The sequence below is a fragment of the Winslowiella sp. 2C04 genome, from assembly GCF_050037805.1.
GTDB lineage: Bacteria > Pseudomonadota > Gammaproteobacteria > Enterobacterales > Enterobacteriaceae > Erwinia > Erwinia toletana_A.
In genome coordinates, this window is the sequence record NZ_CP188300.1 from 4867667 (window position 1) to 4887225 (window position 19559).

Genomic DNA, 19559 nt, shown 5'->3' on the forward strand with positions numbered 1-19559 from the left:
GATAATTAAGATTTAATGAACAGTCATTTTAAGGATTGTCTTATTTATGCCTGAGAACCTGGCAAACCAATCATTTAGGGTTGAACAATGGTTAATAATTAAATATATTTCTCTCTCTGGCCATATCGGGGGAAAGTATCATGAGTACACCGGGCTTAATATTGATCGTTTTTTTATTGTTGTTTGTGATTATTTTTTGTTTTTATAAGCATTTGAGTCGCTCATCAAGAACTAAAATTATCTACAAAAAGAAGAAATAATTATCTTCTGAAATTAATATCGATTGATTTTTGGCGATTAATTAAGAATCTTAACTTCCGGAAAGTTATCAATATCCGGAATGGATCAGCTTACGTTATTCGGGGTACTGAAATGTATAGCGTCCATTCGAACGACAGCTTGCTGAAATTTTCTATTTCTTCAGTCGTGTCTTATTTAAAAAATGACAGGGGTAAGTCAGGCTTTTCAAAAAGGATATGTTTTACTGACCAATATTATGAGCAACTGGAATCATTAGTCAGTAAGTCTCTCGAAGATGAGAGTGAAATTATTGTCATTTTTACACATCAGCATCACAGTCCCATCAATATTGGTGGTCGTATTATTCTGATTAGTCTTCATACCTCACTGTCCGGTATTTATCAGCTGTTCTTTAATTTATCGGCTAAGCAAGGTTTGTTTCTTAGAGAAGTGATGCTGTCTCAGACTGAAAAGTTGTTTTTATTTTTGTATTATAAGAAATGGAGCGCGAGCATGATTTCTGCATTTCTTGGTGTGCAGGAAAAGACAGTCATTAACACCAAGTATTTTTTAAAGAAAAAATATGGAATCAAAGACGATATTATGTTCGTAACACTGTCGAAGGTTTCCTTTGTCTATTTTAATAGTTTTAGCTAACTGAGCATAAAAAAAAGCCCGTAATGACTCGGGCTTGGTTTTATTGGCTGTCAGCTAAACGGATGCGGAATGCATCACTCGTACCGGGACTGATTTATATGATGGTGTTCCGCTTTCTTTGTCAATATAGTCAAGCGGAACCAGAATGTTGGCTTCAGGATAGTAAGCGCCAACCGAGCCGGGGGCGATGTTGTAAGCAATAACCGTGATATTTTCCAGGCGCAACTTTCTTCCGGATGCCACGGTCTCTATATCCACTAAATCGCCATGCTCCAGCCCGCGTTTATCGAGATCGAGATCGTTCATAAACAGGATATCGCGCCGACCAAATACGCCACGATAACGATCGTCCATCGCATACACCGTGGTGTTGTACTGGTCGTGGCTGCGCAGCGTAATAAGGCGTAGCACGTCGTCACCCTGCACATCGGCATCCTCATGAACCCCGTTGAACACTGAGAACATGGCTTTGCCTGAGGCGGTTGGCCACTTAAGTTCGGTAGGAGGCAGTGGCATGCGAAATCCACCCGGGATAGCGATGCGCTGGTTATAGTTGTCAAAACCCGGAATGGTTTTCTCAATCAGGTCGCGAATCTTGCTGTAATCCGCTATCAGTTCCGCCCAGGGTACTTTAGTGTCTGGTAACACCGCGCTGGCCATGCCGGCGACAATTGCCGGTTCCGAGCGCAACAGCGGCGAAGCCGGCTTAAGTTTGCCTGAGGAAGCATGCACCATCGACATCGAGTCTTCCACGGTTATTGCCTGCCGACCAGTGGCCTGCGTATCAAGCTCAGTGCGGCCCAGACAAGGCAGAATATAGCTCTCTTTGGCAACCAGTAAATGCGAACGATTAAGCTTGGTACCGATATGGACACTTAAATCCAGCGCTTTCATTGCCGGAAAACATTTTTCGGGGTCGGGTAAGGCGACGGCGAAATTGCCGCCAAGACAAATCAGCGCCTTCGACGTGCCGTCGACCATTGACTGCATCGCTCTGACCGCGTCGTGCCCATGCTGCTCTGGAGGAGCAAATCCAAATACCTTTTCCAGCTGTGCCAAAAAGGCTTTTGAAGGTTTCTCGGTAATGCCGACGGTTCTGTTGCCCTGCACATTGGAATGGCCGCGCAGCGGACAAATCCCGGCACCCGGCTTGCCAAAATTCCCACGCATTAACAGCAGGTCGGCAATTAAGCGCACGGTTGCAGTGCCTTTATTATGTTGGGTTACGCCCATGCCATATGTCACGATGGTTGCATTGGATTTAGCATAGGCGACCGCGACTTGTGTAAGCTGCTGGCGCGTCAGCCCGGACTCATTCTCGATATCCTGCCAGTCAGTAGCAGACATATCGGCAACTGAGAGATCAAAGCCTTGCGTATGTTCCGCGATAAAATCACGATCGATAACATTGCCCTGTTCATCATCAAGTACCAACAGCGCCTTCATTATTCCTTTCAGAGCGGCGGCGTCGCCACCGGCTTTGACCTGAAAGTAGGTCGAGGCGATATCCGTTGAACTGTAGGTTGCCATCTCAATCACGTTCTGCGGATCGGCAAAACGTTCGAGTGCGCGTTCGCGCAGCGGATTAAACACGATGATGGGCACGTTGCGTCGGGCCAGTTCATGCAGGGTGCCCATCATACGTGGATGATTGGTGCCCGGATTATGCCCGATTGAGATAACCAGCTCTGCATCGTCGAAGTCATCCAGCGATACGGTGCCTTTGCCAATGCCAATCGACTGCGGTAGTCCAACACTGGTGGCTTCGTGGCACATATTGGAGCAGTCGGGAAAGTTATTGGTGCCGTATTCGCGGGCGAACAGCTGAAACAGCCACGCAGCTTCATTGGATGCACGGCCAGAGGTATAAAACTCCACCTGGTCCGGCGACGGCATATTACGCAGAATTTCACCGATACGGTTGAAAGCCTCGTCCCACTCGACCACGCGCAGGGTATCGGTATCAGGATCATAGGCCAGTGGATGCGTCAGGCGGCCATAACCCTCTAATTCATAATCTGTTTTCTGCAACAGTGAGCTGACGGTGTTCTGCGCCAGAAACTCCGGCGTGACGCGTTTGCTGGTCGCTTCCCAGGTCACCGCTTTCGCACCGTTTTCACAAAACTGGAATGTCGAGTGGTGCTCTTTGTCTGGCCAGGCACAACCGGGGCAGTCGAAGCCGTCTGGTTGATTGGTGCGTAACAGCGTTCCCGGCGCTTCCAGCGCATCCATTTGTGTGCGCACGGAGATTGCCGTCGCTTTCAGCGCGCCCCAGCCACCGGCGGGGCCGTCATACGAGTGAATTCCCGGAACTGCGCGTCTTTTTTTTATCATATGTACTCCTGCACGACTTGCTTTAGGGTAAAGGTTGCTGGCAACCAACTGAAACCAGTTAATGGGTTTAGCTTAGACGGCGATAAATCTTTACGCCAAAAGGGCTATCAGGGCAGGGGGGTGAGGTGATTTCAGCAAAGATGGGACCGTGGTCCCACCGAAAAAAACCGTTAGTTCTGTATCCAGTCGTTAATCAATCACTGCGCCCTTATCGAGAATCATATCCGGGCCTTGTTTGATATTAAGAGTTAACCCGCTGGTAGTTAATTCAGCATTGCGCACCCGCACGCCTTCGTTGGCATCAATACGGACATTTTCAAAAGTAAAACCACTCAGTGGCGCTTCCGGCACACCGATAATAAAGGCCGCCGCTTTACTGTTACCGGTGGAGGTCAGATTTGATACGGTAATATTGCTGAAGTGAGGCGTTTTAACCGCATCAAATGGCTGTTTTGCATCATTGTCCGGTGGATAGATTTGCTCACCGAGGGTAAATCCACCCTCGGCCACCATTTTGTCTACTTCGGCTTGCACGATAGGCGCCGCCTTATAATAGCCAGAAAAGACCAGCGGCACTTCGACATCAACCATGGTGGTATTGCGGTAGACGATATTCTTTACTTCACCGCCTTTACCGCGCGGCGTTTTAATGCGGATGCCATACATCGAGCCAATAAACCGATTATTTTCCACCAGCACGTTATTGACGCCACCGGAAGTCTCACTGCCGATGGAGATGCCCCGCCCCTGTAATAAGGTGTTATTGGCGATATAAATATTATCTACCGCGCCATCAGGGTAACGCGCTGAGGGTTTCTCTGCTTTGATCGCAATATGGTCATCGTTGCAGTCAATGTAGTTATTAGTGATGCGGATATTTCGGCTGTCAATCGGATCAATGGCATCGGTGTTAGGTGCATGCCAGGGTGAAGTGATTCTGGTGTTATTGATATCGATATTACTGGAATTACGCATCACAACGTGAAAACTTGGCGAATGAGTCAGGTGAACGCCGTCTACCAGTACGTTATCAGCGCGGGTCATATAAATCAGGCGCGGACGATCGGTACCGCCTTTTTTGCCGGTTGCGCGGATGTTCTCACGCCATCTTTCCCACCATACGGCACCCTGGCCATCAATGGTGCCTTCACCGGTAATGGCGACGTTGCTGACGTCGGCAATACTGATAAATGGCAGCCACTTATTTTCGGCTTCGCCATGCTTATTTTTTTGACTGGCCCGATAAGCGCTAACCTCAGTGGAGGCGACAATAGTGGCATTTTTTGCCAGATTCAGTCGGATATTACTCTTCAAAAATAGCGGATTAACCAGATAGTTCCCGGCAGGAACCTGCACCGTACCACCGCCGGCAGCTGCACAATCATCTATCGCTTTCTGGAAAGAATCGGTATTTAACGCAATTTGTAATCGATGGCCTTCAGCACCGTATTGCGTGACATCACAGACCTTATCCGGAAATTTGACGGACGAGGCGGCAGAAGCGACGCCAGCAGTGGCGAACAGGCAGGAAGCCATTACAGGTAACACAAGACGAGTATACATGCTGATCCTTTGCTGGGTAGATTAATGAAACACTGTTTCATTAATCTACAGAGTTCGGTAAACCGGCATAACTCTGGCGATCGCAAATCGTGATGACAGTCGGTTATTCGCGCAAAATTATAGGCAAATGCCTGAATGATGATGGGCGATTACAAAGAATGGCTGCATTGATCCAAAAGGAACATATGACAATTATCGGCAAGATAATAACGATAAATAAAAGGCACTGTGGCGCCACCGCTTCCATACTCGATGACATAAAGCCAGGTATGCTCATTGAGTTGGCGTGATGAAATGAGCTTGTCATTATCATGACTCTCTGTATGCACGCTGATAAGAAAAAAGGCAGGCAGATCATCATCATAGAGTGAGTAGGGGGTATTAGCACGATGCTGCGAATACCCGAATTATTTCCGTCTGACCAGGCTGATAGTTTCCTGCCGAGGGTTAAATTTAGGGCTGGAGCAGCTCGCTTGCTTAAAATCGGCTGAGTCAAATCGTGAAATTAAAAAGCCCTGAAAACAGGGCTTTATTTGTAATATAACTGGCGTGCAAGGTTTATTCGATATTCTGAATCTGCTCACGCATCTGCTCGATCAACACTTTTAGCTCAATGGCGGAAGTGGTGATATCAGCATTAATCGATTTTGACGCCAGCGTGTTAGATTCGCGGTTAAATTCCTGCATCATAAAGTCGAGACGACGACCTACCGCCTCTTTCTTCTTCAGAATGTTATAGGTCTCTTTAACGTGCGCATCGAGGCGATCCAGCTCTTCAGCGACATCTATACGCTGGGCCATCATCACCAGCTCCTGCTCAAGCCGGTTATTCTCCAGCTGAACTTCCGCTTCTTCCAGTTTGGTGACCAGACGCTCACGCTGCCATTTCACGACTTCCGGCATCTGTGCACGGACTTTGGTGACTTCGCTACTGACACCTTCCAGACGCTGTTCAATCAGTGATTTCAGCGCAGCACCTTCGCTTTCACGCGCAGCAATGAAATCATCAATCGCACCGTCGAGCGCCTTCATCAGCTCGACAGTAATGGCATCAAGATCCTGATCCTGTGCTGACATCACGCCAGGCCAGCGCAGGATATCGACCGGATTAATCTCACCCTCGTCGCTCTGCATTTTGACCCAGTTGGCCGCCTGCACCAGCTGCTTAGCCAGCGCTTCATTCAGAATCAGTGAACTTTGTGCGCTGGGATCGGCATCGAAACGCAGGTTACACTCGATTTTTCCGCGCGTCAGGCGGTTACGCAGGCGCTCACGAATCACCGGTTCCAGGCTGCGGAACTGTTCCGGCAGGCGGATATAGGTTTCCAGGTAGCGTTGATTAACGGAACGGAGTTCCCAGGCTGCGCTGCCCCATTCGCCTTTGGTTTCACGCCGTGCGTAGGCTGTCATGCTGCGGATCATTTTGCGTACCTGTATGCTGAGAAAGATAAATGAATTATAGCGATGGCAGGCCGGTCATGATAGGCATTCCCGTCAAAACCCATTATTTTGGCTGATGCAGTTCTCTTCAATTCAATAAGGATTAACGATGGCAATAATAATAAATCCGCGGCGCGTAAAACTGATGATGGTGGCCGCGACGTTAGTTCTCAGCGGTTGTGTTGCTCCGCAGAAAACCACGACCGCGCCGGTTTGCGCTATCGGCGATGCCATGATGCAAACCACACTCTACTTTGGAATGAACCGCCCGAACGGGCCAGTGATTAGCCCTGCGGAGTGGCAAGCGTTTATCGATAAAGACGTGACGCCACGCTTTAAAGACGGGCTGTCGGTGTTTGAGGCCAGGGGGCAGTGGTTGGGCAATGATGGCAAGCTGGCACGGGAAGACAGCAAAGCGCTGTTGCTGATTCATGGTACGGACAATGAAAGTGGTCAGCGGATTGAAGCGCTGCGCACTCTTTACCAACAGCGTTTTAATCAGGATTCGGTGATGCGGGTTGATGCCCCGGTGTGTGTGGCATTCTGAATGAATTTCCGGCGGCTGGCACCGCCGGAAACCGTTTTACAGCATCAGTCCGGCAAAGGCTGCCGACAGCAGGCTGACCAGCGTCGCGCCATACACCAGCTTCAACCCAAAGCGGGAAACCACATTTCCCTGCTGCTCGTTCAGCCCTTTAATCGCACCAGCAACAATGCCGATGGACGCGAAGTTGGCAAATGAAACCAGGAACACCGACAGAATGCCCAGCCCGCGCGGCGTCATTTCTGCGGCGATTTTCTTCAGCTCGATCATCGCAACAAATTCATTGGCGACCAGTTTGGTAGCCATAATGCTGCCGGCGCGCAATGCGTCCTGTGCAGGAATGCCGATCAGCCAGGCAAACGGCCAGAAAACATAGCCAAGAATCTGCTGGAAGCTGATGCCAAATACCGCGGCAAACAGTGCGTTGACCGCCGCAATCAGTGCAATAAAGCCAATTAGCATCGCCAGAATAATCATCGCGACTTTAAAACCGGCCAGAATGTATTCGCCGAGCATTTCAAAGAAACTCTGATCTTCATGCAGCTTATCCAGCTTAATCTCTGGCTCATCACCTGCCGGTGTCGGATTGATAATCGACAGAATGATAAAGGTGCTGAACATATTGAGAATCAGCGCCGCAACAACATACTTCGCATCGATCATCGTCATATACGCACCAACAATCGACAGTGAAACGGTCGACATGGCGGTTGCTGCCATCGAATAGAGGCGACGCGGCGAGATATCAGCCAGAATGCCCTTATAGGCGATAAAGTTCTCCGACTGGCCGAGGATCAGGGTACTGACGGCGTTAAATGACTCCAGTTTGCCCATGCCGTTAACTTTCGACAGCAGCGTGCCAACCAGACGAATCAGCAGCGGCAGAATGCGCCAGTGTTGCAGAATACCAATCAGTGCCGAAATAAAGATGATTGGGCAGAGTACGCCAAGGAAGATAAATGCCAGACCTTGTGAGCTCATGCCGCCAAATACAAAGTCGGAACCTTGCGCGGCGAAGGTGAGCAACGTTTCGAAGAAGCCGGAAACATGCTTAATCACCCATAAACCGCTGGCCGCGTGCAGGAAGAAGTAAGCCAGTACCGCTTCAATTACCAACAGTTGCACGATATAACGCAGACGAATTTTCTTGCGGTCATGACTGACCAGCAACGCAAGGGCAAAAACAACCACCAGCGCCAGTAAAAAATGTAGAAGGTTAGACATAAAAGTTTAGCTTACGGGGGAAAAGACGCATTTATACACAGTTCACGGCATTTTTCATTAACTCTCTGTTTTCGGAATTAAAAAATATTGCGCTCAGGCGTCGGTAGGCAGCAGCGCCCTAAGTCCGTATAATGCGCAGCCATTATTCGCAAGCCGGAGAGAAACCATGCGTCCAGCAGGCCGTAGCGCACAACAGGTGCGTCCCGTCACATTGACCCGTCACTACACCAAACATGCAGAAGGTTCTGTGCTGGTTGAATTCGGCGATACTAAAGTATTGTGCACCGCTACCATCGAAGAAGGCGTGCCGCGCTTTCTGAAAGGGCAGGGGCAAGGCTGGGTGACCGCCGAGTACGGCATGTTGCCACGCGCCACTCATAGCCGTAACGCGCGTGAAGCGGCGAAAGGCAAGCAGGGCGGCCGTACTCTGGAAATTCAGCGTCTGATTGCACGTTCACTGCGTGCAGCGCTGGATCTGAAAGCGTTGGGCGAGTTTACCATCACTCTTGATTGCGATGTGTTGCAAGCCGATGGCGGCACCCGTACGGCGTCCATCACCGGTGCCTGTGTGGCGCTGGCCGATGCGCTGAATCATTTGGTGGCGCAGGGCAAACTCAAAGCGAACCCAATGAAAGGGATGGTCGCGGCAATTTCGGTCGGCATTGTGGGCGGTGAAGCGCTATGCGATCTTGAGTATGTGGAAGATTCCGCGGCCGAAACTGATATGAACGTGGTAATGACTGAAGACGGTCGGATGATCGAAGTGCAGGGAACGGCTGAAGGCGAGCCGTTCAGCCACGACGAGCTGTTGAAGCTGCTGGCGCTGGCGCGAGGTGGCATCGACAGCTTAATTCAGGCGCAGAAAGCGGCGTTAGCAAACTGATTTTTACAGGCGACCAGAGAGTCGCCTTTTTTATGATTAAAATTTGAGGAGAGACCTATGAAACCCTGGCAGCGCCAGTTTATCGAGTTCGCACTGAACAAGCAGGTATTAAAATTTGGTGAGTTCACGCTGAAGTCAGGCCGTAAGAGTCCCTATTTCTTTAACGCTGGTCTGTTTAATACCGGACGCGACCTGGCACTGCTGGGCCGTTTCTATGCCCAGGCGCTGGTGGATTCATCTATCGATTTTGATTTGCTGTTTGGGCCGGCTTACAAAGGTATCCCGATTGCGACCACCACGGCGGTTGCGTTGGCCGATCATCATGAGCGTGATGTGCCATACTGCTTTAATCGTAAAGAAGCAAAAGATCATGGCGAAGGCGGGATGCTGGTCGGTAGTCCGTTACAGGGCCGTATTATGCTGGTCGATGATGTGATTACCGCCGGAACGGCAATTCGCGAATCGATGGAGATCATTGCGGCACAGGGTGCGACGCTGGCCGGAGTACTGATTTCACTGGATCGCCAGGAGCGTGGACGTGCGGATATTTCTGCGATTCAGGAAGTGGAGCGCGATTATCACTGCAAAGTGACTTCCATCATCACTCTGCAAGATCTGATCGCTTATCTCGAAGAGAAGCCGGAAATGGCCGACCACCTGGCGGCAGTTCGTGCTTATCGTAAAGAGTACGGCATCTGACAAAACGCCCTGACTGGCGCGGAGAAAACGCGTGGAAAACCATCTATATGCAGGAAAATCCGCAACCGCAGTGGGTCGTGCGGTGCGGCGGTTACAGTCTCAGGGCTTTATTTCATCAGCAACTCATCACGCTATTCTGCAATTAATTGGTGCGCGTCCGGATGCGCAGGGATGGCTGCTGTTTCTGCGCGCGACCTTTGCGTTGATCGGCACACTGGCCATGGTATGCGGCGTGATGTTCTTTTTCGCATGGAACTGGGCGGCGTTACCACGGATGGTTAAATTTGCCCTGGTTGAAGGGGCGATCGTCGCGCTGGCGATAGTGGTCTGGTGGCGCTGGGCACAGCTGAGCGGGCGACTGGCGTTAGTCGCCATTGGCATACTGATTGGCGTGCTGTTTGCAGTATATGGTCAGATTTATCAGACCGGTGCCGAAAGCTGGACCTTATTCCGTGCCTGGGCGATGGCTTTGTTTGCCTTAGCCTGCTTTGCCCGCCTGACGGCGCTGTGGTTTCTCTGTTATTTAGTTGCCAATATCGCTTTTGTGCTGTGGCTCGGTGGCTGGCAGGACTTTCCCTTTCTGCAGAATTTCAGCCTGATTTATCAGCTGGCGCTGGTTGTCGCGCTGATTGCCTGGTTTACGGCGACCCGCCGCACCGACTGGCTGTTTCGGATAATGGCGTTCTGGACGCTGGTGACGCTGACAATAGCCACCGCCAGCGCGCTGTTTGATGATCGTTCACTCTCCGGTGCTGTCAGCGCACTGTTGTGGCTGGCGTTACTGATCGGCGGCTGGCGATTGTTTTATCATCATCAACGCGATCTGTTTAGTCTTACCTGTGGTTTATTCAGCATCAGCAGTCTGCTGGTGGCTGGCGCGATGCGGCTGTTTATCGGCATCGATATTATTCTCACCCTGGTGGTAGCGCTGGTAGTACTCGCTCTGTGTGCGGTGCAGGCCAGCAGCTGGATAATGAAGTGGCGGGCAGAAGAGCCGCAATCGCCGGCCGAAGAGCGGCACGAGCAGCAAAATCTCTGGTTGCGTTTACAGCAGCAGTCGCTCTTAACCGCGCAGCAGATCAGCCAGCTGCAGCAAGAAAGAGATGATGAACTGCCGTGGTACGTGCGCGCCGCGCTGGTAATCAGCGGCTGGTTTGCCGGGCTGCTGGCTTTTGCGCTGCTGGTGCTGGCCTGTTTTCTTTACGGATTGTTCGATCGGTTTGATGCCGGCACTTTTTTACTGATGGCGCTGGTTTGTGGCATCCCCGGCGGGCTATTGCTGCGCAAATCGGGGCTTGCTCAGCAGCAGATTGGTTTGTCCTGGGCGATAGCCTGTACGCTTAGTGTCTGTACGGCAGTGGCGCTATGGACAGATGAACGTAGCTGGATCAGCGGGCAGATGTGGCTGATGTTTGTGCCTGCGCTGGCGCTACTGTTTCTTCTGTTTCGCAATAACTTTTATCGCTTCCTTAACAGCGCAGCGCTGATCTTTTTCCTGATTGGTGGACTGACCTGGTACACCAGCAGTCTGCCAGTGGTGGCTACGGCGGTGGTTACCGTCGGTATCATTCTTGCCGGTATTGACGATCGCTACAGCTGGCGTTTTCGACCGGTATTATCGGGGATGAGCTGCGGGCTGTTGCTGCTGTGTTTCTATGGTTCTGTGCCGCTGGATGGCCTGGCGTTAATAGAGGAGTTTGCTCCGCGTGATAGCGATTTCTCCACGCTTAACGAGGGCATTGCCGCTGGTCTGCTGATCGCGGCTTTGATTCTCGGCCGACGCGAAGGTATGCCGGGTGCCTGGCAACTGCTGTTGATTGCCACGGTGCTGGCCGCGATGAGCCTGTTTGCACCGGGTATCGCGCTGACCTGGCTGTTACTGCTGCTGGCGCGTTACCAGAACAGCAAAGTCCTGATGCTGACGGCAGCGGTGCTGATGGGGCTGTATACGCTCGACTGGTATTACTTCCTCGGCATTTCCCTGCTGGATAAAGCGTTAATGCTGTTCGCCGCCGGAGCATTGTTAATTGCGATATCTGTGCTGGCACATCGTCGTTTACAGGAAGGTGAGGATGCGTAAAGGCTTGCTGTTCGTGGTTTTAGCGCTGATTCTGCTGGCGGCTAACCTGGCGATATACCAGAAGCAGCAGCTGCTGGGCAGTGGCAGTGTGATGCGGCTGGAGCTGGCACCGGTAGATCCGCGTGCGCTGATGCAGGGAGATTATATGGCGCTGAACTATGCGCTGAACAGTCATTTGCGCAGCACTGAGATACCCGGCAATCACCGGCTGATTGTTACGCTGAATCCGCAGCGGATTGCCACCGAGGCCGGCTGGGATCGCGGACAGCCGTTAAAGGAGAATCAGTATTATCTGCAGGCGCATCGTGGTAATCAGGGAATAGCGGTTGCCAGTGATGTGTGGTTCTTCGAGGAAGGTCATGCGAAAGATTATATTGATGCGCGTTACGGTGAACTGCGTGTCGCGGAGGATGGCACGGCGCTGCTGGTGGCTTTACTCGACGAACAACTTAAGCCTTTACCTGCAACGCCTTAGCCCTTTATACCAGCTGAGCAGCCAGTAGTGGCCAGCGCGCTTCGAAATCGGCGGTTGGACGGTAGCGAAATTCGGACCGGACAAAGCGTGACAGCATACCTTCGCAGAAGGCCATCAGCTGGCTGGCCAGCAGAGTTTCATCGGTGGTGAAACCTTCGCCTTCCCGCATTTTGCGCTCGCGCATCACCTGGCGTAACTGGACTTCAATTCGCTCGAACAGCTGATTAATACGGCCTTGCAGGCGATCCTGTTCAAACATTAACGCATGACCAGTCAGAATTCGCGTCAGGCCCGGATTACGCTCACCAAAGCCGAGAATAAGCTGAACGATCAGGCGCAGGCGTGGCAGCGTCTCTTTTTCATCACTTAATATCAGGTTGATACGGGTTATCAGGCTGTCTTCAATAAACTCGATCAGACTATCAAACATCCGCGTTTTACTGGGAAAGTGCCGGTAAAGCGCCGCTTCGGACACGCCAACATTGGCCGCAAGTTTGGCGGTAGTGATACGCTGGCTACCATCACTGGACTCCAGCATCTGCGCCAGAGCCTGCAATATCTCCTCGCGACGATTCCTTTTCGCACTCTTTTTTTCTGCCATGACTTAAAAGACCCCTGAAAATTCACCATAAACGGGCAAATACCCACGTAACATCCGTGAGAGGGCGTCTCACGGCGTTAAAATTATATCGTTACGGGGATGGTTCGTTATGTGTTACTGGCGACCGGAGTGGCCAAAGCCACCTTCACCACGCGCGCTGGCATCAAAATCCTCGACCAGATTAAACTCGGCCTGAACCACAGGCACGAAAACCATCTGTGCGATGCGCTCACCGGGTTGAATAGTGAAGCTGTCTTGCCCACGGTTCCAGACGGATACCATCAGCTGGCCCTGATAGTCAGAGTCAATCAGCCCCACCAGGTTGCCCAGTACGACGCCATGTTTATGGCCCAGCCCGGAGCGTGGCAGGATCACTGCCGCCAGTGAGGGATCGGCGATGTGAATCGCTAAACCGGTCGGAACCAGCGTGGTAACGCCAGGTGCCAGATTGATGGCATCATCAAGGCAGGCGCGCAGGTCAAGGCCTGCCGATCCCGAGGTTGCGTAGGTTGGCAGCGGGAATTCGTTGCCGACACGCGGATCCATAATCTTAACGTCGATTTTTTTCATCATAACGGCTGACAATCTCGTCTATTAACTGTTGGCCAAGGAGTGACTTATCGCTGAGCGGTAAGACTTTTTCTCCCTCCTGCCAAAAAAGGTGAAGAGCATTGGTGTCGCTGTTGAAACCCTGCCCGGCTTTTGAAACATCATTGGCGCAGATTAAATCCAGCTTTTTCCGCGCACGTTTTTGTTGGGCGTATTCTTCCACATTCTGGGTTTCAGCGGCAAATCCTACAACATACGGGCGGCTTTCGCTCATTGCGCCAACGTCCGCCACAATATCGGGGTTTTTTACCATGGTGAGGGTAACTTCATCACCCTGTTTTTTGATTTTTTCTTCGGCAATCGTCGCCGCGCGGTAGTCTGCCACGGCTGCGCTACCAATGAAAATATGCTGACGCGTAATGTGTTCCATCACCGCTTTTTGCATTTCCAGTGCGGTGGTGACATCAATGCGTTTCACCCATGCTGGCGTCGGTAAATCAACCGGCCCGGCGACCAGCGTGACGTTGGCACCGCGCGCGGCAGCGGCTTTAGCAATGGCAAAACCCATTTTTCCCGAGCTGTGGTTGCTGATATAGCGTACCGGATCGAGCGCTTCACGTGTTGGTCCTGCGGTAATCATAATATTGAGATGTTGCAGGTCGTTGACCGGGGAAGACCATTTAATGGCTTCATCAACCAGCGCTAACGGATCGAGCATGCGGCCTGGGCCAACATCGCCACAGGCCTGGCTGCCGCTGTCCGGGCCCCAGATCATCACACCGCGTTCGGCCAGCAGTTTCAGGTTATGCTGGGTCGGAATCGCGCGATACATCTGCTGATTCATCGCTGGCGCGATGGCAATTGGCGCGGCGGTTGCCAGGCAAATGGTAGTGACCAGATCGTTTGCCATGCCCGCAGCGACGCGCGCAATCAGATCGGCGGTGGCCGGTGCCAGAATCACTAAGTCAGCCCACTTACCCAGCTCGATATGGCCCATGGCGGCTTCTGCTGCCGGGTCGAGCAGATGATCGGATACCGGATAACCGGACACCGCCTGCAGGCTCATTGGAGTGATAAAAGCTTTGGCAGCGTCGGTCATCACTACCCGCACTTCCGCCCCGCGATCGCGCAGGCGACGCACCAGCTCTGGCGCTTTATAAGCCGCGATACCGCCGCTAACGCCCAATACGATGTGTTTACCGGTTAATCCCATCATAATGTTATCCGCCATCTCTACATTCAGATTGACGCCCTGATTGCGTCACGATTTGTGTATTTTATCACACTCCTGCTGTTCGTCCCTTCCGCTTACTGCCAGCTTTGCGAGCCAGCGCGAAAGCTGACAATTTGCCGCTGTCCATCGACGAGGGTGCGGGGCATTGTGCGTTTATTTCGGGAGAGCACAGATGAACGTATCATGGCAGCAGTTAATGCCGCGGGAGAAGTTGCAGCAGATGGGAGCGGGGGCGTTAACCGATGCGGAGTTGTTAGCGATATTTTTGCGTACCGGTTCCGTCGGACAGGATGTCATGTCGTTGGCTGCTCAGCTACTGCTGCAATTTGGTTCGCTGTATCATGTAATGACCGCCGATAAGCAGGCAATGGCGGAGGTAACGGGTATTGGCGCGGCCAAATTAGCGCAGTTGCATGCGGTGGCTGAGCTGGGGCGGCGTTTTTTTCGTGCCAGTATGGCGCGCGAAGATGCACTGGCGAATCCGCAGGCGACGCATCAGTATCTGTTGAGCATGCTGGCGCACCAGGAACGCGAAATTTTTATCGTTATTTTTCTCGATAATCAGCACCGGGTACTCGCTTCGCAGGAGATGTTTGCCGGCAGTATCAACAGCGTTGAGGTTCATCCGCGAGAAATTGTGCGGGAAGCGTTAAAAATCAATGCAGCGGCGCTAATTCTGGCGCACAATCACCCCTCGGGGATGGCTGAGCCCAGTGCCGCCGATCGTGATATTACTCGCCAGATAGTCAGTGCGGGTTTATTACTAAATATCAGAATATTAGATCACCTTGTCATTGGTCAGGGTCAGTATGTTTCGTTCGCTGAACGCGGCTGGCTGTAACGCTGACAACTGGACAACAAGGCTGCGTATTGCGCATTTTCTCGCCGGATTTGTTCCCGGATGCCGCTATTTTGCGCGATCCAGCGGGATCTTTATCTGTTCGGGACTTGAGCACTGGCGCTACAGGGCGTATACTACGCCACCTTTGAGAATCTCGGGTTTGGCGTATGGGCCTGCCAGTGGGTTCACACAGAACTCGCTTGGGTGGGCTACTAGCCTGACGAGGCGGCCAAGACCTTATTTTTAAAGCTCGAGCTGATTTGATTTTTGGAGAATAGACATGTCACGAGTCTGCCAAGTAACTGGCAAGCGCCCGGTGAGCGGTAACAACCGTTCCCACGCGATGAACGCGACGAAACGCCGTTTCCTGCCGAACCTGCACTCTCACCGTTTTTGGGTTGAGAGCGAAAAGCGCTTCGTTACGCTGCGTGTATCTGCTAAAGGTATGCGTGTAATTGATAAGAAGGGTATTGATACGGTTCTGGCCGATATGCGTACCCGTGGTGAGAAGTACTAAGGAACTGAATCATGGCTAAAGGTATTCGTGAGAAAATCAAGCTTGTTTCTTCTGCTGGTACAGGTCATTTTTATACCACCACGAAGAACAAGCGTACTAAGCCGGAAAAACTGGAACTGAAAAAGTTCGATCCAGTTGTCCGTCAACATGTACTCTACAAAGAAGCTAAAATTAAATAATTTTGGCGACTTAAGAAAAAACCCGGCTTCGGCCGGGTTTTTTTGTTTTTATGAGACCACAAAATACGAGGAGTTGGCATGCCTGAATTACCTGAGGTAGAAACCAGTCGGCGCGGTATTGAGCCTCATCTGGTCGGTGAAACCATTTTGCATGCGGTAGTGCGTAACGGTCGCCTGCGCTGGCCGGTGTCCCAGGAAATTCAGGCGCTGAGCGATCAGCCGGTGCTGAGCGTACAGCGGCGTGCCAAATACCTGCTGTTAGAGCTGCCGGACGGCTGGATTATTATTCATCTGGGAATGTCCGGCAGCTTGCGCGTGCTACCGGAAGAGATTCCACCGGCAAAGCACGATCACGTCGATTTAGTCATGAGCAACGGCAAAGTGTTGCGCTATACCGACCCGCGCCGCTTTGGTGCCTGGTTGTGGTGTGCCGATTTGCAGGCCAGTAATGTACTGGCGCATTTAGGGCCAGAGCCGTTAAGTGACAGCTTCAATGGTGACTATCTGTTTGAAAAGTCTCGCGGAAAGCGTACGGCGATTAAGCCGTGGTTGATGGATAATAAGCTGGTGGTGGGCGTCGGGAATATCTATGCCAGTGAATCACTGTTTACTGCCGGGATCCTGCCCGATCATCCGGCAATGGCGCTGACGCAGTCGCAGGCAGCGCTGCTGGTCTCAACCATTAAAGCGGTGTTGCTGCGCTCAATAGAGCAGGGCGGGACCACGCTGCGTGACTTTTTACAGACTGACGGTAAACCGGGCTATTTTGCCCAGCAATTGCAGGTTTACGGGCGTGCAGGTGAGCCGTGTCGGGTTTGTGGCAGCTTAATTGAAAGCGCCAGGCATGGTCAGCGCAGCACCTTCTTCTGCCGTACCTGCCAAAAGTGATGGGTGAGAGTGACGGCAGTGATGCCGTCCTTACGCCAGTTTAGCCATCAGCGCGCTGTATACCGGCGCTGGCAGAAAGGCTTGCACATCGCCCTGATGGCGAGCTACCTCTTTAACCAGCGAGGAAGAGATAAATGAATACTCTTCCGACGGCATCATAAATACGCTTTCCAGCGTGGGTAACAGATGGCGGTTCATATGCGCCAGCTGCATTTCGTACTCAAAATCAGACACTGCGCGCAGGCCTCGCACCAGCACATTTGCCTGCTGCGCTTTGGCAAAGTTTGCCATCAGATCGCTGAAACCGACTACTTCAACATTGCCAAGATGTGCGGTCACCTGCTGCGCCAGCGCCACACGTTCATCCAGCGTAAACATCGGCTTTTTACTCGGGCTGGCTGCTATCGCCAGCACGATATGATCGAACATTAGCGCGGCACGCGTGACGATATCGAGATGACCGTTAGTCATCGGGTCGAAAGTACCGGGATAGATCGCCTTGGTGCTCATACGCTACCTTTATTGGCCTGATTCAGCGCCCACAGCGCTGCATATTTGTTAAAGGTGTACTGTGCATTCACCACTGACAGTAACCAACCCTGTTTGCCATCGAGAAAACCGGCTCGCAGCACCAGCGTTTTCAGAAATGCACTGATGGTATGGCTGAACACCGAAAACATACTGCAACTTTTACCCTGCTGATAACGCTGCTTCGCCCAGGCTTCCGCATAGGCAAATTGCTTGCGCTGAAAAGCAGAGAAGTCGCGACAGGTCAGATGCTTGAGATCACCACGTAACGGAACGACATGCGCTTCGCGGGTATCAAGCGACTCATGAACCTGATTATCATTATAGTGATAGTCGCGCGGATAGAGGCGGGTGACGCGATCCGGATACCAGCCGCTGTGACGCATAAAGCGCCCGAGAAACAGATTGCGGCGCGCGATGCTGTAGACGGTGTGCGGTTCCGGGCAGTGAAGCACGCGCTCAATCGAGGCGCGCAGTTCATCAGTGACCCGCTCGTCAGCATCGATCATCAGAATCATATCGCCAGTGGCATAACTTTGTGCATGCTGACGTTGCAGCCCATAGCCAGGCCACTGTTCAGAATGATAAACCGTAACGTTATGCTGGCGGGCAATCTCTGGTGTTTGATCGCTACTGCCGGAGTCGAGCAGAATGATTTCATCGGCCCAGCTGACGGAAGCCAGGCAGTCTGGTAACAGCCCGGCCTCGTTTTTGGCGATCATCACCACCGAAAGTCGTTGGCGAGAACTCATTTAATGATTCCGTGGTGGCAAGTGAGGTTCGAGTAACTGTAGCAGACGCTGAAGCGCGCCCTGATTCTGATGCAGCACTTCTACCGCATGACGTCCGTAGTAACGGCGATAGTCATCGTCAGTCAGCAGGGTGCCGATCTCTTTATCCAGCGAATCAGCATCGGTAACGGTGATCAGACCGTCTGCCTGCTGCAGTTTGCTACAGATATCTTTGAAGTTGAAGATATGGGGGCCCATCAGTACTGGCAGGGCATGTGCTGCCGGTTCCAGCGGATTATGGCCGCCGCGCTCAACCAGGCTGCCGCCAACAAAGGCGAGATCGGCAATGCCGTACAGCAGCATCAGCTCACCCATGGTGTCACCAATAACCACCTGCGTACTGCCGGAAGGGATTTCACCGCTGCTGCGCATAATATAGCTTAGACCCGCTTTTTGCGTCATATCACGTGCGACCGTAAAGCGTTCCGGGTGGCGGGGCACCAGGATCAGCAGCAGATCCGGAAAGCGTGCCAGCAATTTACGATGGGCATCAAGAATAATGCTCTCTTCGCCTTCATGAGTACTGGTGGCTATCCACACCGGGCGTCGTGGCGCCCACTGACGACGCAGCGTCACCGCGCGTGCTGCCAGTTCTGGCGTGACTGAAATATCAAATTTCAGGCTGCCGGTAACCGTCAGATGTGAACGCTTCAGCCCAAGGCTGACAAAGCGCTCACCGTCTTCCTGATTCTGCGCGGCAATCAGTGTGATGCGTTGCAGTAACTGGCGCATAAACTTGCCAAGCTTTTTATAACCGGCCGCTGAACGTTCTGAAAGGCGCGCGTTGGCAATCACCAGCGGGATTTTTCGATCGTGCAGGGCTTTGATAATGTTGGGCCACAGCTCGGTTTCCATGATGATCACCAATTTTGGCCGGGTGGTATCAAGAAAACGATTAATTGCGCCGGGCAGATCGTAAGGCAGGTAAACGTGATGCACGTCTTTACCAAAAGCAGATTGTGCCCGTTCTGAACCGGTTGGCGTCATGGTGGTGACGGTAATCGGCAGCGTCGGGTAGCGATGGCGCAGCGCACGAACCAGTGGTACGGCAGCAAGGGTTTCACCTACCGAAACAGAGTGCAGCAAAATTCCATCTGGTTTGACTTTACCTGCACAAAAGCCATAGCGTTCCGCCCACCGTTTACGATAGGCAGGGGCTTTTCGACCACGCAACCAGAGGCGAAGCCAAATCAGTGGCTGAATGAGATAGAGCAAGGCGGTGTAAATTGTCGTCATACCGATTTTTACGACACGTGTGCGTCAAACATTATCCAGTGAACAATCCGGCATGG

General features: G+C 52.1%; 20 protein-coding genes. 10 read left to right on the forward strand and 10 right to left on the reverse strand.

The features are described from left to right. Positions 1-372 precede the first annotated feature (372 nt). Positions 373-897, forward strand: a complete 525-nt coding sequence (locus tag ACP3TC_RS22120) for a hypothetical protein (RefSeq protein ID WP_313854579.1) — start codon at positions 373-375, stop codon at positions 895-897. Positions 898-951: 54 nt separating this feature from the next. Here the strand turns inward: ACP3TC_RS22120 and ACP3TC_RS22125 are convergent, their stop codons facing one another. From ACP3TC_RS22125 to ACP3TC_RS22135, 3 genes are all read right to left on the reverse strand, one after another. Further along, on the reverse strand, positions 952-3231 hold the full coding sequence (locus ACP3TC_RS22125) for an FdhF/YdeP family oxidoreductase (RefSeq protein WP_426817264.1): 2280 nt from the start codon (positions 3229-3231) through the stop codon (positions 952-954). Between the two features lie 189 nt (positions 3232-3420). Beyond that, positions 3421-4794: a glycoside hydrolase family 28 protein gene (locus ACP3TC_RS22130; protein ID WP_426817265.1), complete on the reverse strand. Its 1374-nt coding sequence runs from the start codon at positions 4792-4794 to the stop codon at positions 3421-3423. A 558-nt stretch (positions 4795-5352) separates the two neighbouring features. Further along, positions 5353-6216 carry a YicC/YloC family endoribonuclease gene (locus tag ACP3TC_RS22135; protein WP_426817266.1) on the reverse strand — a complete coding sequence of 288 codons (864 nt, stop codon included), beginning with the start codon at positions 6214-6216 and terminating at the stop codon, positions 5353-5355. 127 nt (positions 6217-6343) lie between these two features. Here ACP3TC_RS22135 and ACP3TC_RS22140 point away from each other — a divergent pair, with 127 nt between their 5' ends. After that, complete coding sequence (locus ACP3TC_RS22140) at positions 6344-6781, forward strand: DUF3574 domain-containing protein (protein ID WP_313854569.1); 438 nt, start codon at positions 6344-6346, stop codon at positions 6779-6781. A gap of 36 nt (positions 6782-6817) precedes the next feature. Here the strand turns inward: ACP3TC_RS22140 and ACP3TC_RS22145 are convergent, their stop codons facing one another. Further along, on the reverse strand, positions 6818-8002 hold the full coding sequence (locus ACP3TC_RS22145) for a NupC/NupG family nucleoside CNT transporter (protein ID WP_313854568.1): 1185 nt from the start codon (positions 8000-8002) through the stop codon (positions 6818-6820). A gap of 166 nt (positions 8003-8168) precedes the next feature. Between ACP3TC_RS22145 and rph the strand changes: the two genes are divergently transcribed. From rph to ACP3TC_RS22165, 4 genes are read left to right on the forward strand one after another with little or no spacing between them, the layout of a single operon-like run. Continuing rightward, entirely contained in the window at positions 8169-8885 is a 717-nt protein-coding gene (gene rph / locus ACP3TC_RS22150) for a ribonuclease PH (RefSeq protein WP_313854567.1), read from the forward strand. Between the two features lie 57 nt (positions 8886-8942). Next, positions 8943-9584 (forward strand): orotate phosphoribosyltransferase, encoded by a 642-nt coding sequence (gene pyrE / locus ACP3TC_RS22155; protein WP_313854565.1) that lies wholly within the window; start codon positions 8943-8945, stop codon positions 9582-9584. A 31-nt stretch (positions 9585-9615) separates the two neighbouring features. Further along, on the forward strand, positions 9616-11664 hold the full coding sequence (locus tag ACP3TC_RS22160) for a DUF2157 domain-containing protein (protein WP_426817267.1): 2049 nt from the start codon (positions 9616-9618) through the stop codon (positions 11662-11664). After that, positions 11651-12139 carry a GDYXXLXY domain-containing protein gene (locus tag ACP3TC_RS22165; RefSeq protein WP_426817268.1) on the forward strand — a complete coding sequence of 163 codons (489 nt, stop codon included), beginning with the start codon at positions 11651-11653 and terminating at the stop codon, positions 12137-12139. Before ACP3TC_RS22160 ends, ACP3TC_RS22165 begins: the two co-directional genes overlap by 14 nt. 4 nt (positions 12140-12143) lie before the next feature. Here the strand turns inward: ACP3TC_RS22165 and slmA are convergent, their stop codons facing one another. From slmA to coaBC, 3 genes are all read right to left on the reverse strand, one after another. Next, the gene (gene slmA / locus ACP3TC_RS22170) at positions 12144-12740 is read right to left on the reverse strand and encodes a nucleoid occlusion factor SlmA (RefSeq protein WP_313854560.1); all 597 of its coding nucleotides are present in this window, start codon (positions 12738-12740) and stop codon (positions 12144-12146) included. A 114-nt stretch (positions 12741-12854) separates the two neighbouring features. Beyond that, positions 12855-13313, reverse strand: a complete 459-nt coding sequence (gene dut / locus ACP3TC_RS22175; protein WP_313854558.1) for a dUTP diphosphatase — start codon at positions 13311-13313, stop codon at positions 12855-12857. Further along, positions 13291-14505, reverse strand: a complete 1215-nt coding sequence (gene coaBC / locus ACP3TC_RS22180; RefSeq protein WP_313857838.1) for a bifunctional phosphopantothenoylcysteine decarboxylase/phosphopantothenate--cysteine ligase CoaBC — start codon at positions 14503-14505, stop codon at positions 13291-13293. Before coaBC ends, dut begins: the two co-directional genes overlap by 23 nt. 190 nt (positions 14506-14695) lie before the next feature. On the opposite strand from coaBC, the gene radC reads away from it, so the two are divergent. The 4 genes from radC to mutM all read left to right on the forward strand — a co-directional run bounded on the left by radC (position 14696) and on the right by mutM (position 16948). Continuing rightward, on the forward strand, positions 14696-15364 hold the full coding sequence (gene radC, locus ACP3TC_RS22185; RefSeq protein ID WP_313854555.1) for a RadC family protein: 669 nt from the start codon (positions 14696-14698) through the stop codon (positions 15362-15364). Between the two features lie 280 nt (positions 15365-15644). Continuing rightward, on the forward strand, positions 15645-15881 hold the full coding sequence (gene rpmB, locus ACP3TC_RS22190) for a 50S ribosomal protein L28 (RefSeq protein WP_052901820.1): 237 nt from the start codon (positions 15645-15647) through the stop codon (positions 15879-15881). An 11-nt stretch (positions 15882-15892) separates the two neighbouring features. Next, the gene (gene rpmG / locus ACP3TC_RS22195) at positions 15893-16060 is read left to right on the forward strand and encodes a 50S ribosomal protein L33 (protein WP_003024094.1); all 168 of its coding nucleotides are present in this window, start codon (positions 15893-15895) and stop codon (positions 16058-16060) included. A 78-nt stretch (positions 16061-16138) separates the two neighbouring features. Beyond that, a complete protein-coding gene (mutM, locus tag ACP3TC_RS22200) occupies positions 16139-16948 on the forward strand; it encodes a bifunctional DNA-formamidopyrimidine glycosylase/DNA-(apurinic or apyrimidinic site) lyase (protein ID WP_426817269.1) in 810 nt (269 codons plus the stop codon). Positions 16949-16978: 30 nt separating this feature from the next. Here mutM and coaD read toward each other — a convergent pair whose 3' ends face one another. From coaD to waaA, 3 genes are read right to left on the reverse strand one after another with little or no spacing between them, the layout of a single operon-like run. Next, on the reverse strand, positions 16979-17458 hold the full coding sequence (gene coaD / locus ACP3TC_RS22205) for a pantetheine-phosphate adenylyltransferase (protein ID WP_313854552.1): 480 nt from the start codon (positions 17456-17458) through the stop codon (positions 16979-16981). Next, positions 17455-18228 (reverse strand): glycosyltransferase family 2 protein, encoded by a 774-nt coding sequence (locus ACP3TC_RS22210; protein WP_313854551.1) that lies wholly within the window; start codon positions 18226-18228, stop codon positions 17455-17457. The genes coaD and ACP3TC_RS22210 overlap by 4 nt, the downstream gene beginning before the upstream one ends. Then, entirely contained in the window at positions 18229-19503 is a 1275-nt protein-coding gene (waaA, locus tag ACP3TC_RS22215) for a lipid IV(A) 3-deoxy-D-manno-octulosonic acid transferase (protein WP_426817270.1), read from the reverse strand. Positions 19504-19559 lie beyond the last annotated feature (56 nt).

What these genes read in the sequence shown, in the direction of transcription:
- slmA (WP_313854560.1), bottom strand. Translation starts at nt 12,740, where the DNA reads ATGGCAGAAAAAAAGAGTGCGAAAAGGAATCGTCGCGAGGAGATATTG.
- mutM (WP_426817269.1), top strand. Translation starts at nt 16,139, where the DNA reads ATGCCTGAATTACCTGAGGTAGAAACCAGTCGGCGCGGTATTGAGCCT.
- radC (WP_313854555.1), top strand. Translation starts at nt 14,696, where the DNA reads ATGAACGTATCATGGCAGCAGTTAATGCCGCGGGAGAAGTTGCAGCAG.
- dut (WP_313854558.1), bottom strand. Translation starts at nt 13,313, where the DNA reads ATGATGAAAAAAATCGACGTTAAGATTATGGATCCGCGTGTCGGCAAC.
- ACP3TC_RS22140 (WP_313854569.1), top strand. Translation starts at nt 6,344, where the DNA reads ATGGCAATAATAATAAATCCGCGGCGCGTAAAACTGATGATGGTGGCC.
- ACP3TC_RS22135 (WP_426817266.1), bottom strand. Translation starts at nt 6,216, where the DNA reads ATGATCCGCAGCATGACAGCCTACGCACGGCGTGAAACCAAAGGCGAA.
- waaA (WP_426817270.1), bottom strand. Translation starts at nt 19,503, where the DNA reads ATGACGACAATTTACACCGCCTTGCTCTATCTCATTCAGCCACTGATT.
- ACP3TC_RS22210 (WP_313854551.1), bottom strand. Translation starts at nt 18,228, where the DNA reads ATGAGTTCTCGCCAACGACTTTCGGTGGTGATGATCGCCAAAAACGAG.
- coaD (WP_313854552.1), bottom strand. Translation starts at nt 17,458, where the DNA reads ATGAGCACCAAGGCGATCTATCCCGGTACTTTCGACCCGATGACTAAC.
- rph (WP_313854567.1), top strand. Translation starts at nt 8,169, where the DNA reads ATGCGTCCAGCAGGCCGTAGCGCACAACAGGTGCGTCCCGTCACATTG.
- rpmB (WP_052901820.1), top strand. Translation starts at nt 15,645, where the DNA reads ATGTCACGAGTCTGCCAAGTAACTGGCAAGCGCCCGGTGAGCGGTAAC.
- rpmG (WP_003024094.1), top strand. Translation starts at nt 15,893, where the DNA reads ATGGCTAAAGGTATTCGTGAGAAAATCAAGCTTGTTTCTTCTGCTGGT.
- ACP3TC_RS22145 (WP_313854568.1), bottom strand. Translation starts at nt 8,002, where the DNA reads ATGTCTAACCTTCTACATTTTTTACTGGCGCTGGTGGTTGTTTTTGCC.
- ACP3TC_RS22130 (WP_426817265.1), bottom strand. Translation starts at nt 4,794, where the DNA reads ATGTATACTCGTCTTGTGTTACCTGTAATGGCTTCCTGCCTGTTCGCC.
- pyrE (WP_313854565.1), top strand. Translation starts at nt 8,943, where the DNA reads ATGAAACCCTGGCAGCGCCAGTTTATCGAGTTCGCACTGAACAAGCAG.
- coaBC (WP_313857838.1), bottom strand. Translation starts at nt 14,505, where the DNA reads ATGATGGGATTAACCGGTAAACACATCGTATTGGGCGTTAGCGGCGGT.
- ACP3TC_RS22120 (WP_313854579.1), top strand. Translation starts at nt 373, where the DNA reads ATGTATAGCGTCCATTCGAACGACAGCTTGCTGAAATTTTCTATTTCT.
- ACP3TC_RS22125 (WP_426817264.1), bottom strand. Translation starts at nt 3,231, where the DNA reads ATGATAAAAAAAAGACGCGCAGTTCCGGGAATTCACTCGTATGACGGC.